The following is a 20917-nucleotide window of genomic DNA, read 5'->3' on the forward strand; positions in this document are numbered from 1 at the left end:
GCCACGTACGGCCTGCGCTTGCACCGCACTGATGGTGACCAAAAGTCTGTGGCATACACCCGTCGCCGCCACAACCGTGATGCTTGACACAGTTTACCTAGGTCCATAAGTTAATTGCATTGACCCGCCTCCGGGCGACGCTCGGCTGCGCTCAAAGGGCGCGGGCGATTGCGTCACCCAGTAGGGCAGCCCGATGGTCAGCACAACAATCGGAATGGCAGGAGCGAGTTGGGTTATGACCACCACCGAAGCAGTCCCGGCGGATCTGGTCGTCGATTTCGACGTCTACGACCCCACCCTGGCCGCGCCCGTGGACATGTTCAACCAGCGAATTGTGGAGGTGGCCGGCGCCGGTCCGGTGGTCTACTCCCCTTTGTACGGTGGGCATTGGATCGTCACCCGGTACCAGGAAATCGCTGAGGTGCTACGCGACCCAGCCCGATTCTCCAGCTATCCGAACAACTTGATACCGCACGGCTTTGGCAAGTTCATTCCCCTCGAGTACGACCCACCCACCCACACCGTGTACCGGCGTGCGCTGCAACCGCTTTTCAATCCGCACCGGATGAACGCGATGGAACCGCAAATCCGCGCCATCGTGACCGAGTTGATCGACGGGTTCGCCGCCCGCGGGTCGGCGGAGTTCATCTCCGAATTCGCCCATGAGTTGCCGGCGCGCGTGTTTCTGGCATTGATGGGCTGGCCGCTGGCGGACGCGCCGATGTTTACCGAAGCCACCGATACCACGCTGCATGGCATCCCTGGCGCCAGCGAGGAAGAGTCCATCGCCGCCCGGGCCGAAGCGGCGGGCAGGATGATGGCCTACTTCGCGGCAGTAGTCGACGATCGGCGCCGCCGAGCTGCCGACGCGTCGGATGTGACGGCATCGATCATCAACAGCGACATCGTGATTGACGGTCAGCCCAGGGCGCTGACCGACGACGAGTTGTGCAACATTTTCATGCTGTTGCTCATCGCCGGATTGCACACCACTCAAGGGTCATTGGCCTGGGGCCTCATGCACCTCGCGGCGCACCGCGAACAGCGGGATGCGCTTGTCCAAGACCCCAGCCTGATCCCCGCGGCAGTGGAGGAAGTGCTGCGCATGGAGGCCGCGGTATCCGCGGGACGTAGCGTGGTCCACGACACCGAATTGGGCGGCGTGCAGCTACGGGCCGGCGATCAACTGCTGGTCGTGCTCGCCGGGGCCAACCGCGACGAGCGGGAATTCGACAACCCGGACGACTTGCAAGTGACCCGCTCGCCCAACCGGCACATGTCGTTTGGTGCCGGACCACACCGATGCCTTGGCTCTCATCTGGCACGCGTGATGCTGCGCATCGCGTTTGAGGAGCTATACCGTCGACTCCCCGATGTCGAGCCCGATCCCGACCGGCCGTCGGTCTCGAACACCGCGCAAGTGCGGGGCGTACTGGAGTTGCACATTCGCTTCACCCCCGAGGCAACGGCGGCATAACCGAGTCGTGCGATCCAATTCCCTTCTGCCGAATGGATTTAGACACTTGACGCGACATTCTTACCGATTTGCACCATAGCGAACAGCGGAAGGGGACGACGTGAACGTACATGAGGAGCTCCTCGTTGGCGGCGAGTGGCGCAAGCCCACGTCGGAGGCACGGATCGATGTCGTGAGTCCGTCCACCGAAGAGGTGATCGGTCAGGTGCCCGACGCGGGCACCGAGGACGTCGACATGGCGGTGCGCGCCGCCCGCAGTGCGTTCGACCAAGGAGTATGGCGGGCGATGAGCGTCACCGAGCGCGCTGACGTGCTCGAGCAAGCGCTGCGGTTACTCGGGTCGCGCATCGATGAGATCGCTAGGCTCGTGACCTCCGAGATGGGTCTTCCGACCAGCATCGCCGGGGTCCAGATCCCCGGCGCGCTGGACACCGGACGCTACTTTCTCCATGTCGCACAGGGTGATCCGGTCAGCGAACTCAGACAGACCCAAATGTGTACCGCCGCGGTCGTCAAGGAACCGGTGGGTGTGGTCGCGTCGATCGCGCCGTGGAACGGGCCCTTCAATTTGGCTATTTCCAAGATCATTCCGGCGCTCGTGACCGGGTGCAGCGTGGTCTACAAACCGGCTCCCGAGACCCCGCTCGACGCCTTCTTTATCGCCGAGGCGCTCAGTAAGGCAGGCGTGCCCGCGGGGGTTTTCAATCTGATCACCGGCGGCCGCCAAACGGGTGCGACGCTGGTGGCCCACCCGGGGATCGACAAGGTCAGTTTCACGGGATCCACTGCCGCGGGCCGCGATATCGGTCGGCAATGCGGCGGCAACTTCAAACGACTGCAGCTGGAGCTGGGTGGCAAATCGGCGGCAATCGTCCTCGACGATGCCGACATCGCGACGACGATGACGGGGTTGGCGATGGGCTGCTTCTTCAATACCGGTCAGGTGTGCGCCGCCTTCAGCCGGGTGCTGCTGCCGGCCAGCCGCTACGACGAATTCACCGCGGCGCTGGTGGCCACCGCCGAATCATTCGTGGTGGGCGATCCATTCGACCCCGCCACGACGATGGGCCCGCTGGTTTCGGCGCGCCAGCGCAACCGGGTGCAGTCCTACCTCGATGCCGGAAGAGACGAAGGTGCCGTCATCGCCACCGGCGGTGGGACGCCTCCCGGCCTGGAAAAGGGCTTCTATATTCAGCCCACGGTATTCACCGGCGTCGACAACTCCATGCGGATCGCCCGTGAGGAAATCTTCGGACCAGTGGCATCGGTGCTGCGCTACGACAGCCTCGATGAGGCCATCGCGATCGCCAACGACTCCGACTACGGACTACACGGCGGTGTGTTCACCGCCGACCCGCAGCGGGCCGCGGAAGTCGCACGCCGCGTCCGCACCGGCACGTTCAGCGTCAATGCCTTTGTCTACAACAGCGAAGCACCCTTTGGCGGAGTGAAGAATTCCGGCATCGGCCGTGACACCGGCCCCGAAGCCGTGCAGGCCTACTACGAGCTGAAGACCATCAACCTCGACGCACCCACCGCGGCCCTTTTCAGCTGACCGTAGCGGCGGTACAGCTTTCCGGCGGCGTCGGTGGCGATGACCGCTCTCGAGAAGCGTTGGAGGAACCCACCTTTGAACGATCACGACGCGCGTGGGGCTAGGCGCGGAGGATCGGGCCGGCACACTTCGGGTTCCGACCGCACATTTGCTCCGGGCGAGTAAACCTACTACCATTAGGCAAATTGGCGAGGTCTGCACCCGCCACACCCCACAAGCGGCAAGTGGTGGCCCGCGGCTACCGCCTGCCGCGTGTTGTAGTCCGGGACCCGGCACAAAAGGAAGGCGCCGCATTGACCACGACGTCGATGTTGCCGTTGAGCGCCCTGCGCGTCCTGGATCTCACCGAGAACGCCGCCGAATGGTGTGGCCGCATCCTGGCCGACCTCGGGGCAGAAGTCATCCGTATCGAGCCGCCGGGCGGATCCCCCGGGCGCCGCGACCCGGTGGCCTTCGCCCTCCGCAACGCCAACAAGGCCGGGGTCGTCCTCGACCTCGATGATCCCGCCGGCCGGTCGGCGCTGCTGGGGCTGGTGGCCGACGCGGATATCGTGCTCGAGTCCTTGACCCACGCGCAGGCACAGGCGCGCGCACTGACGTCGGCGGCGCTGTCGCGGGCAAACCCCGCGCTGGTGGTCGTATCGATCACCGATTTCGGGCGCACCGGCCCGCACCGCGACCGGGTGGCCACCGAGGACGTGCTCGCCGCCGCCGGCGGTGTGCTGTCGCGGTCGGGATTGCCCGGCGGCACCCCGCTGCAACCGCCCCGGGGGGTGGTGTCCTTGACCGTCGGCGTCCACGCCGCGTGGGCGGCCCTGGTGGCGTACGTCAAGCGAGTGCGCACGGGCCGCGGTGAGCACGTAGACGTTTCGGCGTTGGAGGCAGTAGTCCACGGATTCGACCCGGGCTTCGGTTCGCAAGGCTCCGCGGCAGCCGGACGCTCCGAAACCTTTCCGCGCGGGCGACCCGATGCCGCCAACTTCTACCCGATCTTCCCCTGCGCCGACGGCCACGTCCGGATCTGTCTGCTGGCCACCCGCCAGTGGCGTGCGATGTTCTCGTGGCTGGGTGAGCCCGCCGAATTCGCCGATCCCCGCTATGACGCGATTCCCGCCCGCTTTGCAGCCTCCGACCGGCTCAACCCGCTTATCGCCGCGCTGTTCGCCGATCACAGCCGCGAGAAGCTCGTCGCCGAGGGCACGGCGCGAGGAATTCCGATCGCCGGTGTGCTGAGCGTCGATGAGGTGCTTGCCAGCGACCACTTCACGGGCACGGGTACCCTCGCGCCGGCCGAAATCGATGCGGGCCTGCACGCGACCGTGCCGTCCGGCTACGTGTTCATCGACGGCGTGCGCGCTGGGCTGCGTCGGCGCGCACCCCGCCCCGGCGAGCACAACGACCTGCTGAGCACGACCCGCTCCGCCAGACCCGATCACGACCTCGGGCTACCGTCGTTGCCGAGCGGAGCCCCGCCGCTGACCGGTCTGCGGATGCTCGATCTCGGCGTAATCGTGTTCGGCGCCGAACTCGGCCGGCTGTTCGCTGACTACGGCGCCGATGTCATCAAGGTCGAGAACTCCGCGTTCCCCGATGGTCTGCGCCAGACCCGCAAGGGCGGCGGCATGAATGCCTCATTCGCGTGGGGCCACCGCAACAAACGCGGTCTTGGTCTGGATTTGCGCAGTCCCGACGGCGCGCGCCTGTTCCGCGAACTCGTCGCCGATACCGACATCGTGGCAGCAAACTTCAAACCCGGCACGCTCGAATCGCTCGGGTTCAGCCACGCCGAGCTGGCCCGCATCAATCCCCGCCTTGTCGTCACCGATAGCAGCGCGTTCGGCAGTCGCGGCCCGTGGCGAAGCCGGATGGGCTATGGGCCCCTGGTCCGGGCGTCCTGCGGCCTGTCCGCACTGTGGCGCGACACCGACGCCGATCCCGACGACCCGAGCGCCTTTTGTGACGGCTCCACGGTCTATCCCGATCACGTCGCCGGGCACGCCGCGGCGGTCGCGGCACTCGCGGCCGTCATCGGCCGCGGAGCGACCGGACCCGGCCAGTCCATCGAGGTACCGCAGGCCGATGTCGCGGTCTATGCGCTGGGCCCCACTCTGGCGGCCGCCTCCAGCCGCCCGGGAAGCGTTGGCGCCGAGGGCAACCGGCGCAGCGGCGCCGCGCCGGCCGGTGTGTTCCCGTGCGCGGGCGATGACGAGTGGTGCGTGATCGAGGTGCGCGACGACGACGATTGGCGGGCCCTGGCCGCGGTGACCGGCCTGCCGGATGATCCGGACGCACGGCACTTCGCCGGACGCGCCGCGCGGCGCGCACAGATCGAGCAGCAGCTGGCCGCCTGGACGGCGCGCCACCATCCCGCCCAGGTAGAAGAGCGGTTGCAGGCCGTCGGAGTTCCGGCCGCCGCAATGCTGCGCCTGCCCGACGAACTCACGCACCCACAACTGGTCGCGCGGGATTCCTTCCACACCCTGCACCACCCCCTGCTGTCCCGGCCCGTCCCGGCCTCGGCGCGCGTCGCCGGTTTTTCCAGCATTCCCGATCCCGCGCTGCGTCCGGCGCCGACGCCGGGCGAACACACCCGGGAAATATGCGCGTCGCTGCTGCGCCTCAAACCCGACGAGATCGACCGCCTTGTTGCAGCCGGGGTGCTGCAGTCTGCACCCGAAGACGCCGCGGCGGCGAACCAACCCCCACCGTGAAAGGACGGGACACGCGTGGACATCTGCCTGGATAGGAATGCGTTTTTCATCGGAGGCGGCTGGTCGCCTGCGTCGCGGCCCGCGAAAACCACCGACGTGCTCGAAGCGGCCACCGGCAAGCTGCTCGGGAGCGCGACATTGGCCGGCATCGGCGACGTCGACGCCGCGGTGAACGCCGCGGGTGAGGCCCTGCGGGGTTCGTGGGGGGCCACGTCGGGGGCGCAACGCGCGGAGGTGATGCGCGCGATGGGCGCGTCGCTGAAGGCGCGCGGCAAGGACATCGCCGCACTGGTCAGCCGCGAAAACGGCATGCCCCGACGACTTTCCCTGGGCGCCAACGGCTTTTTCCCGTCCATCGCGCTGGATTACTACGCCGGGTTGGCCGAACGCATCGACGACCAAGACGTTCGGACCGGCGCGCTGTCTCAGGTCACGGTCCGACGCGAACCCGTCGGAGTGGTCGCGGCGGTGGTCCCGTGGAACTATCCGATGGGCCTGGCCGCGATGAAGATCGCGCCGGCGCTGGCCGCCGGCTGCACGGTCGTGCTCAAACCGCCGCCGGAGACCGCGCTGGATGCCTTCGCGTGGGCGGATGCCGCATTGCAGGCCGGCCTGCCGGCAGGTGTGCTCAACGTGATCCCCGGCGACCGCGAAGCAGGCGCCGCGTTGGTCGCTCATCCCGGTGTCGACAAGGTCGCATTCACCGGCTCGACCGCTGCCGGACGCGCGATCGGTGAGGTATGTGGGCGGCTGCTACGGCCGGTCACGCTGGAACTCGGTGGTAAATCCGCGGCCGTCATCACCGACGACGCCGAACTGGACGACTTTGTGGCCGCGCTGGCCGACATCTGCCTGCCCAACAACGGCCAGACCTGCCATGCCACCACTCGGATATTGGCGCCGGCATCGAGGTACGGCGAGATCGTCGACGCGGTCACCGATACGGTCCGTGCCTTACGGGTTGGCGATCCGCTGGACAAGGCCACCCAAATCGGACCATTGGTCAGCGCGGCCCAGCGCGCCCGGGTGCTCGGCTACATCGAAAACGGCAGGGCCGCCGGTGCGCGGCTGACCACCGGCGGCGGCGTACCCGCCGATCAGTCCCTGGGTTGGTTCGTCGAACCCACGGTCTTCGCCGACGTCGACAACGCAATGGCGATCGCCCGCGACGAGATCTTCGGACCGGTGCTGTGCGTGCTGCCCTACCGCGACGACGACGAGGCCATCGCCATCGCCAACGACTCCGACTACGGGCTGGGCGGCACGGTGTGGGCGGCCGACCCGGAACGGGGCGCGGCGCTCGCGGCCCGCATGCGCACCGGTTCGGTAGGCATCAATCACTACGCCCTCGACGTCGTCGGGCCGTTCGGGGGGGTCAAGGCCAGTGGGCTGGGGCGCGAACTGGGGCCCGAAGGCCTGGCACCTTATCTGGCGCTCAAGTCGGTGTACCGGGCACCGGTCCGGGAGGACCGGTGACAGGAGCACTCGTCGGGCTGGGCATGACCGACCTGGGCAAGGTCTATGGGCGCTCGTCGACCGCGCTGGCGGTGGAGGCCGTTCAGCGCGCGGTCGCTGACGCGGGCCTGGAGCTGCGCGATCTGGACGGGCTGCTGGTCAGCGCCGGGGTGAAACAAGATGTCGGGGTCGGGCTGGCCGCCGTGTTGAGCCTGGGCGAGCTGAATCTCCTTGCGCAGATCAACGCCTTTGGCGCGACCGCGGCGGTGATGGTCGCGCAGGCCGCGCAGGCCATCGCCGCCGGCGCCGCCACCACCGTGGCGTGCGTGTTCGCCGACACGCCGCTGACGGCCGACCGCTCCGCGGGGGCGTCGTGGCGCTCGCCGAGCCGGTCCGGCTCCGCCAATGCCGCCCGTGGATTGGCCGGCTGGTCACTGGCGTCCGGCGCGGTCAATCCGAACATCCTCTATGCGCTCTGCGCACGCCGGCACATGCAGGCCTACGGGACAACATCGCGGCAACTCGGCGAAATCGCGGTCGCCCAACGCGCATGGGCCGCAAGCAATCCCGTCGCACAAATGCGCCAGCCGTTGACCATCGACGAACACCAAGAATCGCGGTGGATCGCCGAGCCTTTGCACCTGCTGGACTGCTGCCTGGTCAGCAATGGCGCGATCGCGGTGGTCGTCACCGCGCCGGACCGGGCAGCGAACCTGGCCCATCCACCGGTGTACGTATGGGGTTACGGGCAGGCGCACGCCCCGCGGCGCATGCACACGGGCTCGCAGTGGGGACTGGTCACCCCGGCGGCGCGGTCGGGACCGCAGGCCATGCGAATGGCCGGCATCGGGGTCGACGACGTGGACGTCGTACAGCTGTACGACTGCTACACCTACACCGTGCTGGTCACCCTCGAGGACTACGGATTCTGCGCCAAAGGCGAAGGCGGCGAATTCGTTTCGGGGGGCGCGCTGGGGCCGGGCGGCAAGCTTGCCTGCAATACCGGCGGCGGGCAGCTGTCGGCGTACTACATGTGGGGCATGACCCCACTATCGGAGGCGATCATCCAGGTCCGCGGCCACGGCGGTGCGCGTCAAGCCCCCCGCAACGACGTGGTGCTGGTCAGCGGGAACGGCGGCATCCTCGAGCACCACGCCACGCTTGTGCTCAGCCCCCATCGACGCGGGACCGCCGCATGAGCGCCAAGCTGCCCGCCGTCGTGCGCGACGAGGCCAGCGCCGCGTTTTTCGAGGCTGCCGCGCGCGACGAGTTGCTCCTCAAGCGCGGCCCGTCGGGGACCGTGCTGGCCCCTGAGGCTCGCACCGACCCGATTACCGGGTCGTCGGATTTGCAACCCTGGGTCGCCACCGGTGCGGGGACGCTGGTCAGCTGGGCCGTCGTTCATCGCGCACCGCTGCCGGCGCTGGCGGCCTCGGTGCCGTATGTCAGTGCGATCGTCGAATTGGCTGAGGGCCCATGGCTGATGGTGCGGTTGCTGGCCGACGATCCCACCCGGCTACGTGTGGGTGACCCGGTCCGCGCGCGTTTTGAGCGTTCCGGCGACGACGATGAGGGCGAAGTGATACCGGTATTCGAGCTGGAAAGTCGTTGTGACCGTTGACACATACTTACCTACCGAAATAAGGTTTCCTCCGCGTGGCCCCACCTGCGAGCCAGTCCGCTGCTCGTCGCGCTGTGGCCTCATCACAAGGGAGAGCACACGCGATGACCGAACTGGTAACCGATGGCCTGAGCTACTGGGCGCGCCGGTCCCCCGAGCGCGCCGCCATAGTGTTCGACGGTACGGACACGCTCGACTATCCGACGCTGGACCGCTGGACCGACTGTGCCGCAACATATCTGGCCGCTGCAGAACTGCAGGCCGGTGACCGGGTCGGCATCATCGGCGACAACAGCCTGGAATGGGTCGTTGCCGCGATCGGGGCGCTGAAGATCGGGGTCGTCGTCGTCCCCTTGAACAATCGGTTCACCGCGGAGGAACTGCGCTATCTGGTCGAAGATTCCGGCCCTCGGCTCGTTCTCTCTGACCACGCCCACCATGACCGGATCACCGCGGCGGTTGACGGGACCGCGGTGCGGGTGTGGCGCCTGGAAGAGTTCGCCGCGTTGCGCCACGAACAGCACCGTGCAGTTGCCCGCCGCGAAGACGCGCACCCCGACGACATCACCCAAATCGTGTACACGAGCGGAACGACCTCGCACCCGAAGGGTGTAATCTTCACCCATCGCAGCACTTTCAATCTTGTTGCGGATCTTGCCATCACCGAACCGGCATTTCGGCCCGGGGCTCGCATCATCTATACGCTGTCCATGTCGGGGGCCCCGGGCCTGCTCTGGCACATCCTGCACCCGCTGATCCGGGGCATGACGATCTACTACGAGCGCGGCTTCGATGCCGCTACCACGCTGCGCCGGCTCTCCAGCGAGCGGATCCAAATCCATTCTGGTGTACCGCTTTTGTACGAGCGCATGGCAGCCCATCCAGATTTCGCCGCGGCCGACCTGTCGTCGCTGGAGTTGGCGACGATCGCCGGCGCCTCGGCCCCGGTCGCAACAATGCGGGCTTGGCTCGACAAGGGCGTGACCGTTCAGCAGGCCTATGGGATGACCGAGCTGGGCGGACTTTCCACGATCAATCCGAAGGACAAGGCCGTCACGCGGCCCGAGTTAATCGGCACCGGAACCGTTTTCACGCGGCTGCGCGTGGTGCGGCCCGACGGTACCGACTGCGATCCCGATGAACCCGGTGAAATCATCGTCTCCGGCCCGGGTATCACCCCGGGGTATTGGCGAAACGATCATGCCTACGCGGCGGCCATGCGCAATGGCTGGTTTCATAGCGGCGACGTCGGGATCCGGGACGCCGACGGGATTCGTGTCGTGGACCGGCTCAAGGACATCATCATCACGGGAGGCTTCAATGTTGCTCCCTCCGAGATCGAGGCAGTCCTCGCCGAGCTGCCCGGTGTGATCGAGGCATGCGTGGTTTCAGCGTTCGACCCCAAATTCGGCGAGGCGCCGGCAGCGGTCATCTACACGGATGCGGACGTTACAGCGGAGGCGGTCACCGAACACTGCCGGACACAACTCGCGGGCTACAAGGTACCGCGCCACGTCATCATCCAACACGCTCCGTTACCCCGGATGGCCAGCGGTAAGGTGGCGCGGCGCCAAATCCGGGACGCACACCCCGAGCTGACCCTCGACACGCAAGCCGCCGGGTGAACCCGGGGGCCACTAGGAGGCGGTCGACTCCTCGAGATCCGTTGCCGTCGAACCGTAGTCACCCCAATGCTGCGGCGGCGGTGCCGACTCCGGCACCTGCGACGCCGCACCGCGCAGAAAACTGCGGATGGACTCGGCAAAAACTCCGGTAGCAGATCGCTGATTGGCCGCCACCGCCGCAACCAGAAAGGGCTCGGTGACCGGATCCGCGTTGGCGAAGGGCCGACCGCTGGCCTCGTCGCGGTGCATCGCCTCGGTGATTCCGGCACCCAACGTCAACTTGTCCAGGCCTTCAAGGATCAACACCACTTGTTCGAGCGGGACACCAATCTCGGTGAGATACAACGCGGACTCGTTGTAGTTGCGGATGAGCACATCGCGTGGCATGAATTGCAGTAGCAGCGGTACGGCATTGTGGTGCCGTAACATCGAATCGCGAAACGCCAGGCTCAGTGCGACGAGCCACTCAATCCAATTGGGCACCGAGGTGGGGTCGGGCAAGCGTGTCTCGACCACTATCGCCCGCGCCACCGCCTTCAAGATCTCCGCCTTGTCCTCGAAGTGGTGGTACAGCGATGGCGCCTGCACATTGAGTTCCCGCGCGAGCCGGGGCAGGCTGAACGCGTCGAGGCCCTCCGTGTCGATGATGCGCAACGACGCCTCAACTACGGCATCGCGGCGGATTAGGGGCTTGGAGGGACGCGGCATAGCCACATTATCGACTATTGGCTGCTTGAAAGCAGCAACCGCGACGTGCCATCGGTCACGTAAACCTAAGACCAGCAGGTTTGCGCGGTTGAGCCCCGAACCGTTGCGGTGGCTGCCGGCCTAGATGGCCCTTCGCTCGCCTTGGCGGGAGACCGTCGTTGCGGTACTACACGTCGTTGCGCCGTGGCCCGTAATCCGCCAAGGCTTCGGAGAGAGCCTCGCGGGAATCCACCGCGAGCTTGCGGAACACATTGCGTAGGTGCCACGCAACGGTGTTGCGCGACACGAACGTCAACTCCGCGATACTCCGGTTGTCGTGCCCCGACGCGGCGAGCTGGGCGAGCCGTCGCTCGGTCGGGGTCAACGATTCGGCGCCGACCCGGGCCGGCCGGCGTGGGCGTGCGCCGGCTGCCACTAGCTCCTCACGCGCGCGGTTGGCCAGCGCCGTCGCACCACCACGGTGTGCCAGGTCGAGGGCGCTGGTCAACGGATCGCGCGCAGCCACCCGCGATCCGGCGCGGCGCAGGTGGACGCCGAGATCGGTCAGTGCCCGCGCGAGTTCCAGCCGGGCGCCGGTCTTCTCGAGCACCGCCACGGACTCGGTGAGGGTGGCCAGCGCTTCCGAAGGCTCGTGCACGAGCGCGGACCTTCGAAGGGCGGCACCCAACGCGATCGGCGTTTCGAATCGCCGGGCAAGCTCGATCTCGGATTCGATGAGCTCCCGGGCGTGCTCGGTATCGCCTGCAGCGGCGGCGGCCATGCAGGCGAGCGGTCGCCATGGCAGCACTGCCGGGTTGATCATGCCGTAGTCGCGAAGCGAGTGGACTGCCGAGTCCAGGTCGGCCCGCGCCGCGGCGACCTCCCGGCGCCACAGTCGAAGCCGCGCCCTCGCGACGTAGAACCAAGCGTTGATTCCCAACGCTTCTGGGGGCGCCAACTCGTGTTCGCCGCGGCTCAGCATGTCGGCGGCTTGATCTAATTCGCCGCGCTCGATCATGCAATGGACGAGCGTCGCCAGCGCCGTCGGAGCCAGCGCGTGCCAACCGCGGTTCATCCCCTCCACCGCGATCTGCGCGTCCACCATCGCATCGTTGACGCGGCCCGCCGCATAACACACCAGCGCCCGCATCAACGCGGCCTCGGCGAAGGCCAGTGACGCACCACGGCTGCGCGCGTCAGCGAGCACGGCATCGATGTGGCGCTCTGCCGCCTCTAGTTCGCCACCGTAAAGCAACGGCAACACAACAAGATTGACCACCGGCGATTCCGATGTCTGTTCGACCAGAAGTCTGCCATCGGCAATTGCCATGCCCGCCAACGTCGCCGCCCTGGATGCCGGGGGCACCGTGAGCGACATGTTCAGTGCCCGGATGGCCAGCATTGCCCTGTCACCGGCGCCCTGCGGCGGTGACACTTCGGTGGCGTCGAGCAAATCAACCCGGCGGTGAATTGGCGCCAAATAGGATTCGGCGCACATCGACGATGCCTGGAATCTCCTAAAGACCTGCAGATCGCCGTCCTCGAATAGCTCGGCACCGCGACGGAAGGCGGCGGCGGCTTCCTCGTGCCTGCCGTAGCGGTACAGCGTTTGCCCCAACGAATACAGCGCGTCGGCGCGTACGGTCGGCTCGTCGATCAGCAGTGCCGCCTGCTCGAAGCGCTGCAACGACGTCGTCTGCCCCGCGGCCGCTTCGGTCAGACCGAGGTCAATCAGGAGGCGCGGCGAGACCGAATCCGGTGGGGCGGTGTCCAGCGCGCGGCGCAGATAACGAATCGCGTTCGCCGGAGACCCTTTTCGAGCGGCCGCACGCGCGGCCGCATGCAGAACTCCCGCCACCCAAGCCTCCTCACTTGGCGTGGCCTCTAGCAGATGGCGCGCGACGACCTCGGAGTCGGTTCCGATTGCTGCGAGCAGCTTCGCCGCCCGCGCGTGCGCTTCGGGCTTCTCCCCCGGCGCCAGGGATGCGTACGTCGCCGATCGGATCATCGGGTGAGCGAACCAGGCTGGGTCCGCGGCGTCGAATATCCGCGCGGCAACGAGCTGCTCGGCAGCGGTAACCGCCGGAGCGGGTCGCAGGGCTGCCAATCGGGTGATGACGGCCAGGGACGTTCCGTCGCCCAACACGGCGGCAGCCTTGGCCAGTTCACGGGCATCCGGGCCCAGCCGCGTCAGCCGACGGGCGATCTGGCGTCGCACCGAGTGCGGTGTCCGCAACGAACCCGTGCTGGCCGCCGTGATGTCTGATTCGTCGCGCAACTCGGCGATAACCTCGCTGACCAGAAAGGGGTTGCCGCCCGTCTCGTGGTGCACCGTGTCGATCAGGGCGTCATCGACTTGGGACTCCAGGCCCGTTGCGAGCAGCTCGCCGACCGCCTGCCGACTGAGTTCGGGCGGCCGAATCGACGGTGCGGCGCTGCTCTCCCATAGCAAAGAGACCAAATCCGAATGGGTCTCGGGGTCACCGGTGCGCACCGCGGTCAGCAGCGCGATCGGCAAATCGTCCAGCCGCTCGCCCAGATAGGCGAAAAACTTCAGCGAGCCGGGATCGGCCCACTGCGCGTCGTCGACGAGCAGGGCGAAAGGTCCATGCCCGGACAGGTTGACCATCAGCCAGTACAAGCCGTGGATGACCGTGAATTCGTCTGTTGTGGCGGTGTATTCGGCCGGCTGGACGCGACGACTCACCATCGGTTCGGCGAGCACCGCTGGGCCGCTGAGCAATTCGGCGCGCTCATCGGCACTCGCGCGCACCAACTGTGGTTCGACCAATTCGACGGCCATTCCGAAGGCCAGCTCGCCGGTGAGTTCGCTGCCCCGCGCTCGCAGCACCGTGAAACCGGCCTCGGCCGCGAGTGCGGCCGCCTCGTCGAGCAGGTATGACTTCCCGATTCCGCTGGGCCCTTCGATCACGCACGCCTGTCCGTGACCGCTGCGCGCGTGTGCAATCACGGAGCGCAGCGCATCCAATTCACGGTCGCGTTCGAGCGGGCGAACAGGTCTCGACATTATTCGCGCAGTATTGCACTAACCCAAAACCCACCATAGGGCCAGCAAAATCCTCCCCCGGGTGGGTGGCGACCGCGGCCCGCTGCCGGCGATACGTTGCCGACGTGGGTACCAGCACGCAACCGAAAACGTACGACGTGGTGGTCGTCGGGGGCGGCCACAACGGCCTCACCTGCGCCGCATTTCTGGCCAAGGCAGGCAAGCGGGTTTTGGTGCTCGAGGCCCGCGATACCGTCGGCGGCCTGGTCTGGACGATGGAGATGCCCAACGCGCCAGGCTTCAAGGTGAGCCCATGCAGCGTCGAGTTCGTCTTGCCCGGCGTCCAGCCCTCGATCGTCGACCAGCTGGAACTGCACAAGCACGGCCTACGGTGGGTGCACCCGACCGCGCTAACGACCTGGCTGGGCCCCGACGGTGCCAGCGTCGCCTTCTACCAGGACATCGCCCGCACCAAGACCGAAATCGCCAAGTACTCACGCCGCGACGCGCAGCGGTACGAGGAACTCGTCGACATCATCACCGAAACCCTGTTGACCCTGATGCCCTACTTTCATGGCCACCCATGGCGGATAAAGGCGCACACTGTCTTCGACGTGCTCAAGCAGGCCGCCAAGAGTCGTACCAAGCTGGCCAAAGGCGCCCGCGTCATGCTCGGCTCGATCGACGCCGTGCTCGAAGAGTGGTTCGAGAGAGAAGAGATCAAGGCCCCGATCGCCGCCTACTCGGCGGGCACCTTCGGGCCGATCACCGAGACCGGTACCGGATTCCACCTGGCGTTCCTGTGCGGAATCCATCAATGGGGCGTGAAGCGGCCGGTCGGCGGCAGCGGCGCCTTCACCCAGGCGATCGCCAACGCGGTCCGCCACCACGGCGGCGAGATCCGCGTCGGCGCCAAGGTCAAGCGGGTGCTGACACACAACGGAACCGCGCGCGGCGCCGAACTCGACAGCGGCGAGCAGATCCTGGCATCCGACGTGGTCTGCGCAGTGGATCCCCACACCTTGCTGACCAAGCTGCTCGACCCGTCCGACGTACCCGACTCGACCTTCGACCAGCTCCGGTCGCTACAGGTCGGCCGCTACAACGTGCTGTATTTCGACGCCGAAATCGCATTGTCCGGCCGGCCGAAATTCCCGGGATTCCACGACGACGAGTACACCTCGACGCTGATGTTGTGTCCGACGATGGACTACATGCGGCGGTCGACCGTCGACGGCATGGCAGGCACATTCACCGACGAAATCCCGATGGCCACGCTGAGCTCGTCGGTCTACGACCGCAGCCTCGTTCCGCCTTCCAGCGCGGGCGAGACACTGAAGTTCTATTGCTTCAACACCCCGATCACGCTGTCGAACGGACGTAGCTGGGACGACGAGAAAAAGGATTACTTCGAGCGGGCGCTGGATCACTACGAACTCTATGCGCCCGGCACCCGGGACCTGATCATCGATGCGCACCTCACCGCGCCACCGGATTTCGAGGAACGCTATTTCGTCCACGGCGGCAACTACGAGCACGTCGACCTCACGCTGAACCAGCTCGGCCCGACGCGGCCCATCCCGGCGCTGGCCGGTTATGAGAGTCCGGTCGAGCGGGTTTGGCATTCCGGGGCGGGTGCGTTCCCGATGGCCTACATCAGCGGCTGGCCCGGCCGCAACACCGCGGACGCGGTACTGCGGGGTCCATCGCGGCTGCGCAGACGCGCCCGCAAGAAGGCGGCATCCTCGACGCTGCCGCCGCTGCAATCCAGGGCCACCGAATGACGCCGCCCGCCCGGGTGAGAGCCCACGAGTTCGCCGATTCCGACGACTTCGCCCATCCACCGCAAGACGTTGCGGGCTGGTCGGAAAGCCTGCTGGTCCAGGCGTTCTGCCCGCGCAGCAACGTCGGCTTCTACGCACACACCAACCGCACCGCGTGGGACACCGCGCTCTGGAGTGAGGTGGTCGCCGTGTACCTGCCGGGCGATCGATTCGCGGTGGCCAAAGGTTTCGGCTACGGGCCGTCCGAGCACCAGGTCGGCGGCAGCCTGTCCTTCGAGGCGCCGCGGCCGTTCGAAGAAAACGTGACCCGTTACCGGGGTGCGGCTCAACTGATCGACGGCCGAATCCTGCGCGACGGCCCGGCTCCCTCGGGTATGCATGTCGGACTCGACGTCGAGCTGAAACAGAGCGCGCTGGGCGCGCCCTTCGGTGTCGGCGACGTGCGCCCGGGCAACTTCGGCCACACCCACTATGAGCAGCACTTCAGCTGCACCGGCCAGATCACCCTCGACGGTGAGCGCATCGAGATGGAGGGCACCGGGATGCGCGACCACACATGGGGCCCACGCGACCTCTCGGTGATGGGCAACCACTTCTGGATTCATGGCGAATTCCCGGACGGGCGTTGGCTTTCCACGATGTACATCGCCCGCCGTGGCGGCGGGGATGCGCTGCTCAACTTCCACGTCATCGGCGACGCCGCGGGCATGACGCACGCATCGTTGGTCAGCCACGATGCGCTGATCGACGCCGAATCTCAGGTCTTCGATCCGTGGCGGATCGAACTGCAGGCTGGTGGCGAGATCCACCAGATTCGCGGGGAAATCGTTGCGCCCATGCCGTTTTCCTTCGTCGGACCGGTCGAAATGACGCTTGGGACCGACCGCACACCCCAGGCCAGCCACGTCGTATACGAATCCCAGGCCCGCCTGAGCTGGAACGGTCAGACCGGCTACGGGCTCTGCGAGCGCACCGTGATCAGACCCAGAAAGGAATCAATTAAATGAACTCCCATGTCGTGACCGGCTATCCACTCGACAACCACCGGACCACGCCGATCCCAGCATTCGCCCAATTCGCGAAGGCCGTCCACGACAGCCCGAACATCGACTACCTGTGGCTGTGGGACGAACTGTCGGGCTGGTTCCCGGGTCAGCTGTGGAGCCCCGAGAACACCCCGGCGGCCGAGTTCATCGACGGCAACTCCACCTACGACCCGTTCGTGCAAGCCGCGATCGCGCTGGCCCACAACCCCGATGCCAACATTCGGCTGTCCACCGACGCCATCCGCAGCGCACCGGCCGAGCTCCTCCGCAAGGTTCTCACGCTGAGCAACGCGACGACCGGCAACGTCGTGGTGGCGGTCGGGGCCGGCGAGCTTCGGCAGACAAAACCGTTCGGATACAAGCGCACCGAGGGCCTGCAGAGGCTCGAGGACATCCTGCAACTCGTCCGCCGTCTCTACGACGAGCCGCAGCCGTGGACGCAGGAAACGAACCACTGGCACCTGAAGAACGCGACGATCGGCAATCACCGCCCGGACAAACGCCCCGAATTCTGGGCGCTGGGCGGCGGTCCGGTGCTACTGGATATCGCGGCGCGCTACGCGGACGGCTTCGAGGCCGCCTCACCGCAAGCCATCCAGACCCCCGAGCAATTCGCCGAGACGGTCAATGCGCTGCGCCAGCAGGTGGAAAGCTACGGCCGCGACCCCGAGGCGTTCGGATTCGGCATCTGGAGCATCTGCGTGTGCCACGAGGATCCCGAGGTCATCGACAAGGTGCTGGCCAATCCGATCGTCCGGTATTTCGCGGGCCAGTTCGGCCGGCTGGACCAGAAACGCTGGCTCGACGAGGGCGAGACGCCGGTGATGCCCGACGGCTGGCACTACGCGGTCAAGTGGGCGCCGTTCGAGCAATCCGACGAGGAAGTCCGGCGCATTGTCGACGCCACGCCCGTGTCGATGTCGCGTAAGGCCTACCACGTCGGCACACCCAAAGAGATGGCCAAGCTGCACTCCGAATTCGTCGAGGCCGGAGCGCGATTCGTCGGCTGGCTGGATATGACGCCACTGGCACTCGGGCCGCAGGAGGGCTTGGAGTCGCTGCGTCGCGCCGACGAGATGTCGGCGTTGATCAAACTACCGGCCGGGGTCGTCGCATGACCACGACCCAACCGGTGCGGCCTGCTCATCTCGCCGATGCGGATGAAGTTCTGCACAACCTTCCGGACGTCGCGCTGTGGGTCGAGAATTATCTGAGCCAGGCCTATTTCCCCGCCGAGCGCCTTGGCGTGTTCTTGCATATCGGGCGGGTTTCGTTCGACCAACCCGCCTGGGACGAGCTGGCCCTCGTCTACCTGCCCGGCGACAAGTTCTTGGCCGCCCGGGGCTTCTGCTACGGCAGCGAGACGCCACAGGGGCCGGCCGGCCCCTGCCTCACCTACCAATGCATCGAGCCGTGGCGCAAGTGGCGCAAGACATTTCGTGGTCCGGCCCGGTTGATCTCCGGCGATGAGCTTCGCGGCGGTGGTGTTGCGGATGGGGTGCACGTCAAGCTGGCCTTCGACCTCGTCTACGAGGCGATGTGCCCGCCTTTCGAACTGGGCGAGATGCACGAGCAGAATTGGGCTTCGTCGCACTACGAGCAGCACTGCACCGTGACCGGAACGCTTTCGTACGGTGACGTTTCGCTTGCGGTGGCCGGCACCGGGATCCGGGATCACAGCACCGGGGTCCGCGACCTGACGGGTCTGCACAATCACATCTGGTGCCATGCCGAATGGCCCGACGGCCGCGCCTTCTGCCTGATGTATCTGGCGAATCGCGACGGTTCCGGGCGGATGAACCACGCGGCCGTGTGCACCGCCGAAAGTGTGCGCTACGGTCGGCTGGTCAGCGCCGCACCGCTGCTCGACTCGTGGGACCGGCGGGGCGACGACTACACGCTCACCCTGGAAATCGAGAACGAGACGATCCAGCTGACGGCCACGATTGGTCAGGTCGGTGCCTTGACGATCGCCGGTCCGGGGGAGATCGTCCGTGGGGCCGCGCGCGGGGACGGCTGCCACCATCTGCTTGCCGAGGCAATGACCAGATTCGATTGGGACGGACAGGTCGGTTTCGGCCTCACCGAACGATCGGTGCTGGTGCGATGAGCCTGCGACAGCTTCCACAGTCGGCCGACGACCTCGATGACTCGTGGGCCAGCCAGGCGCTGGGCACATCGGTGCGGGTGGTCGCCCGCGAAAGCGTGGGACTGGGAACGGCATTCGCCTGTCGGCTGTTCCGGCTCACTCTCGACGGTCCGCCCGGCATACCGACGAGCGTGCTGGTCAAGATGCCGATCGTCGGCGACACCCGCGCGATGCTGGACGGCATCGGCACCTACAGCCGCGAAATCGAGTTCTATCGCGAGCTCGCGCCACACCTGCCGGTGCGTACGCCGAGAATCTATTCCGCCGAGCAGGCAACCGACTCCACAGACTTCGTGTTGGTCATGGAGGACCTGGCCGGCGATTGTGTCCAGATCGACCAGCACGAGGGATTCAGCCGGCAACAAGCCGAGGGGATCATCGACGGGCTCGCCCGGTTTCATGGTTGGTCATGGGGCAAAGAACAGCTATTGCAACGGTATTCCGCCAAATTTTGGCCTACCTCCTCGGGTGACGGGCGCACCCTACAGCAGCAGTACGGCCAGCTCTTCGCCTACGTGTGGGGGCTGCGCCGCGATGCCCTGGTGGAACTGTTGCCGCCCAGCGCGGTTTGGATCTCGGATCACTTCACCGAGCTGCAGCCACGGATGCTCGATGTGTTGGCGACGCCGACCTGTATTACGCACGGCGAATTGCGCTCGGATAACCTGCTTCTCGACACGAACGGCGAACCGGTGTTCATCGACTTCCAGACCGTCGGACAGGAGTGCGGCATCCGGGAACTCGAGTACCTGCTTTGCACCAGTATGCCGCCAGAACGCCTTGCGGGCATCGAAGATGCTCTCATACAACGCTATTGCAGTGGCCTGACGAACTACGAACCTGACCAGGCGCGCGAACAGTACCGGTGGGCGACGGCCTACAACCTGTTGTGGCCGATCATGGCGAATGTTCGTTGGGAGGCCTCCGACCAGCGCGGACGCGACAGACTCGACGACATGGTTCGCCGGCTCGGTTCCGCAGTAGAGCGGCACTCGTCGGCTGACTTGTTCTGAGGGCAACGGAGCCACATGGCGGAACTCGACGGCAGAGTAGCGATCGTCACCGGGGCGGCTCGTGGGATCGGAGCCGCCATTGCCCGCGCTTTTGATGACCGTGGAGCGTCCGTCGTGATCTGCGATAGTGCCGGCAACCCTGAGCAGGTGGCATCGGGGCTGCGAGACGGGGTCGGCGTCGCGTGCGACGTCAGCAGTGAAGACGACGTCGACACCCTGATCGAAAGAACGCTGCGCGAGTTCGGCCGGCTCGACGTTGTGGTCAACAATGCGGGCATCGATGGCGTGTTGATTCCGTTGGCGGAATCCGAGTCGGCGAACTTTGACCAGGTGATCGCTGTGAATCTTCGCGGGACATATCTCGTGATGAAGAAGTCGATTCCGGCCTTGATCTCCAGCGGAGGCGGTGCTGTCATCAATATCGCGTCGGTAGCCGCGGTCGTCGCTTTCGCGGGAACGGGTGCCTACGCGGCCAGCAAGGCTGGAGTGGTCGGTTTGACGCGTGTCGCAGCGCACGAGTACGGAAGTTCCGGCGTCCGGGTGAATGCAATACTTCCCGGCGTCATCGAAACGCCGATGCTCGCCGAGCTTAGCGAGACGGCTCCGGATGTATACCAGCGGATACAGGCACAGGCCGTCGCCATGACATCGCAGGCCAGATTGGGCCGCCCCAACGAAATCGCATCAGTTGCAGTATTTCTCGCGGGCGACGGTGCTTCCTACCTTACCGGCGCCGCAATTCCCGTCGACGGTGGATACACGGTGGCATAGCGGTTGCCGGTGCGTT

15 protein-coding genes are annotated in these 20917 nt (G+C 66.4%); 13 read left to right on the top strand and 2 right to left on the bottom strand.

Going from position 1 to position 20917, the window contains the following annotated elements:
• Window positions 1-235 precede the first annotated feature (235 nt).
• The 7 genes from BN973_RS22765 to BN973_RS22795 all read left to right on the top strand — a co-directional run bounded on the left by BN973_RS22765 (window position 236) and on the right by BN973_RS22795 (window position 10444).
• A complete protein-coding gene (locus BN973_RS22765; protein WP_036470987.1) occupies window positions 236-1477 on the top strand; it encodes a cytochrome P450 in 1242 nt (413 codons plus the stop codon).
• A 100-nt stretch (window positions 1478-1577) separates the two neighbouring features.
• Complete coding sequence (locus BN973_RS22770) at window positions 1578-3032, top strand: aldehyde dehydrogenase (RefSeq protein ID WP_036470988.1); 1455 nt, start codon at window positions 1578-1580, stop codon at window positions 3030-3032.
• Window positions 3033-3340: 308 nt separating this feature from the next.
• Window positions 3341-5743 carry a CaiB/BaiF CoA transferase family protein gene (locus tag BN973_RS22775; protein ID WP_036472905.1) on the top strand — a complete coding sequence of 801 codons (2403 nt, stop codon included), beginning with the start codon at window positions 3341-3343 and terminating at the stop codon, window positions 5741-5743.
• A gap of 15 nt (window positions 5744-5758) precedes the next feature.
• Window positions 5759-7219 (top strand): aldehyde dehydrogenase, encoded by a 1461-nt coding sequence (locus tag BN973_RS22780; protein ID WP_036470989.1) that lies wholly within the window; start codon window positions 5759-5761, stop codon window positions 7217-7219.
• Window positions 7216-8397 carry a thiolase C-terminal domain-containing protein gene (locus tag BN973_RS22785; protein ID WP_036470990.1) on the top strand — a complete coding sequence of 394 codons (1182 nt, stop codon included), beginning with the start codon at window positions 7216-7218 and terminating at the stop codon, window positions 8395-8397. Before BN973_RS22780 ends, BN973_RS22785 begins: the two co-directional genes overlap by 4 nt.
• Window positions 8394-8819, top strand: a complete 426-nt coding sequence (locus BN973_RS22790) for a Zn-ribbon domain-containing OB-fold protein (protein WP_084163500.1) — start codon at window positions 8394-8396, stop codon at window positions 8817-8819. Before BN973_RS22785 ends, BN973_RS22790 begins: the two co-directional genes overlap by 4 nt.
• A 104-nt stretch (window positions 8820-8923) precedes the next feature.
• The gene (locus tag BN973_RS22795; protein ID WP_036470991.1) at window positions 8924-10444 is read left to right on the top strand and encodes a class I adenylate-forming enzyme family protein; all 1521 of its coding nucleotides are present in this window, start codon (window positions 8924-8926) and stop codon (window positions 10442-10444) included.
• Window positions 10445-10456: 12 nt separating this feature from the next.
• On the opposite strand, the gene BN973_RS22800 is transcribed toward BN973_RS22795, so the two are convergent.
• Complete coding sequence (locus BN973_RS22800) at window positions 10457-11152, bottom strand: TetR/AcrR family transcriptional regulator (protein WP_084163501.1); 696 nt, start codon at window positions 11150-11152, stop codon at window positions 10457-10459.
• 166 nt (window positions 11153-11318) lie between these two features.
• On the bottom strand, window positions 11319-14159 hold the full coding sequence (locus tag BN973_RS22805) for an ATP-binding protein (protein WP_084163502.1): 2841 nt from the start codon (window positions 14157-14159) through the stop codon (window positions 11319-11321).
• 65 nt (window positions 14160-14224) lie between these two features.
• Between BN973_RS22805 and BN973_RS31175 the strand changes: the two genes are divergently transcribed.
• From BN973_RS31175 to BN973_RS22835, 6 genes are read left to right on the top strand one after another with little or no spacing between them, the layout of a single operon-like run.
• Entirely contained in the window at window positions 14225-15922 is a 1698-nt protein-coding gene (locus BN973_RS31175) for a phytoene desaturase family protein (protein WP_330981745.1), read from the top strand.
• Window positions 15919-16929 carry a DUF7065 domain-containing protein gene (locus BN973_RS22815; protein WP_036470994.1) on the top strand — a complete coding sequence of 337 codons (1011 nt, stop codon included), beginning with the start codon at window positions 15919-15921 and terminating at the stop codon, window positions 16927-16929. Before BN973_RS31175 ends, BN973_RS22815 begins: the two co-directional genes overlap by 4 nt.
• Window positions 16926-18086 carry an LLM class flavin-dependent oxidoreductase gene (locus BN973_RS22820; RefSeq protein WP_036470995.1) on the top strand — a complete coding sequence of 387 codons (1161 nt, stop codon included), beginning with the start codon at window positions 16926-16928 and terminating at the stop codon, window positions 18084-18086. Before BN973_RS22815 ends, BN973_RS22820 begins: the two co-directional genes overlap by 4 nt.
• Window positions 18083-19078: a hypothetical protein gene (locus BN973_RS31450; protein WP_036470996.1), complete on the top strand. Its 996-nt coding sequence runs from the start codon at window positions 18083-18085 to the stop codon at window positions 19076-19078. Before BN973_RS22820 ends, BN973_RS31450 begins: the two co-directional genes overlap by 4 nt.
• Window positions 19075-20130 carry a phosphotransferase gene (locus BN973_RS22830; RefSeq protein ID WP_036470997.1) on the top strand — a complete coding sequence of 352 codons (1056 nt, stop codon included), beginning with the start codon at window positions 19075-19077 and terminating at the stop codon, window positions 20128-20130. The genes BN973_RS31450 and BN973_RS22830 overlap by 4 nt, the downstream gene beginning before the upstream one ends.
• A 15-nt stretch (window positions 20131-20145) precedes the next feature.
• Window positions 20146-20901 carry an SDR family NAD(P)-dependent oxidoreductase gene (locus BN973_RS22835; protein ID WP_036470998.1) on the top strand — a complete coding sequence of 252 codons (756 nt, stop codon included), beginning with the start codon at window positions 20146-20148 and terminating at the stop codon, window positions 20899-20901.
• Window positions 20902-20917: the final 16 nt, after the last annotated feature.

Origin of the sequence: Mycobacterium triplex (assembly GCF_000689255.1) — a bacterium.
GTDB classification, from domain to species: Bacteria; Actinomycetota; Actinomycetes; order Mycobacteriales; family Mycobacteriaceae; genus Mycobacterium; species Mycobacterium triplex.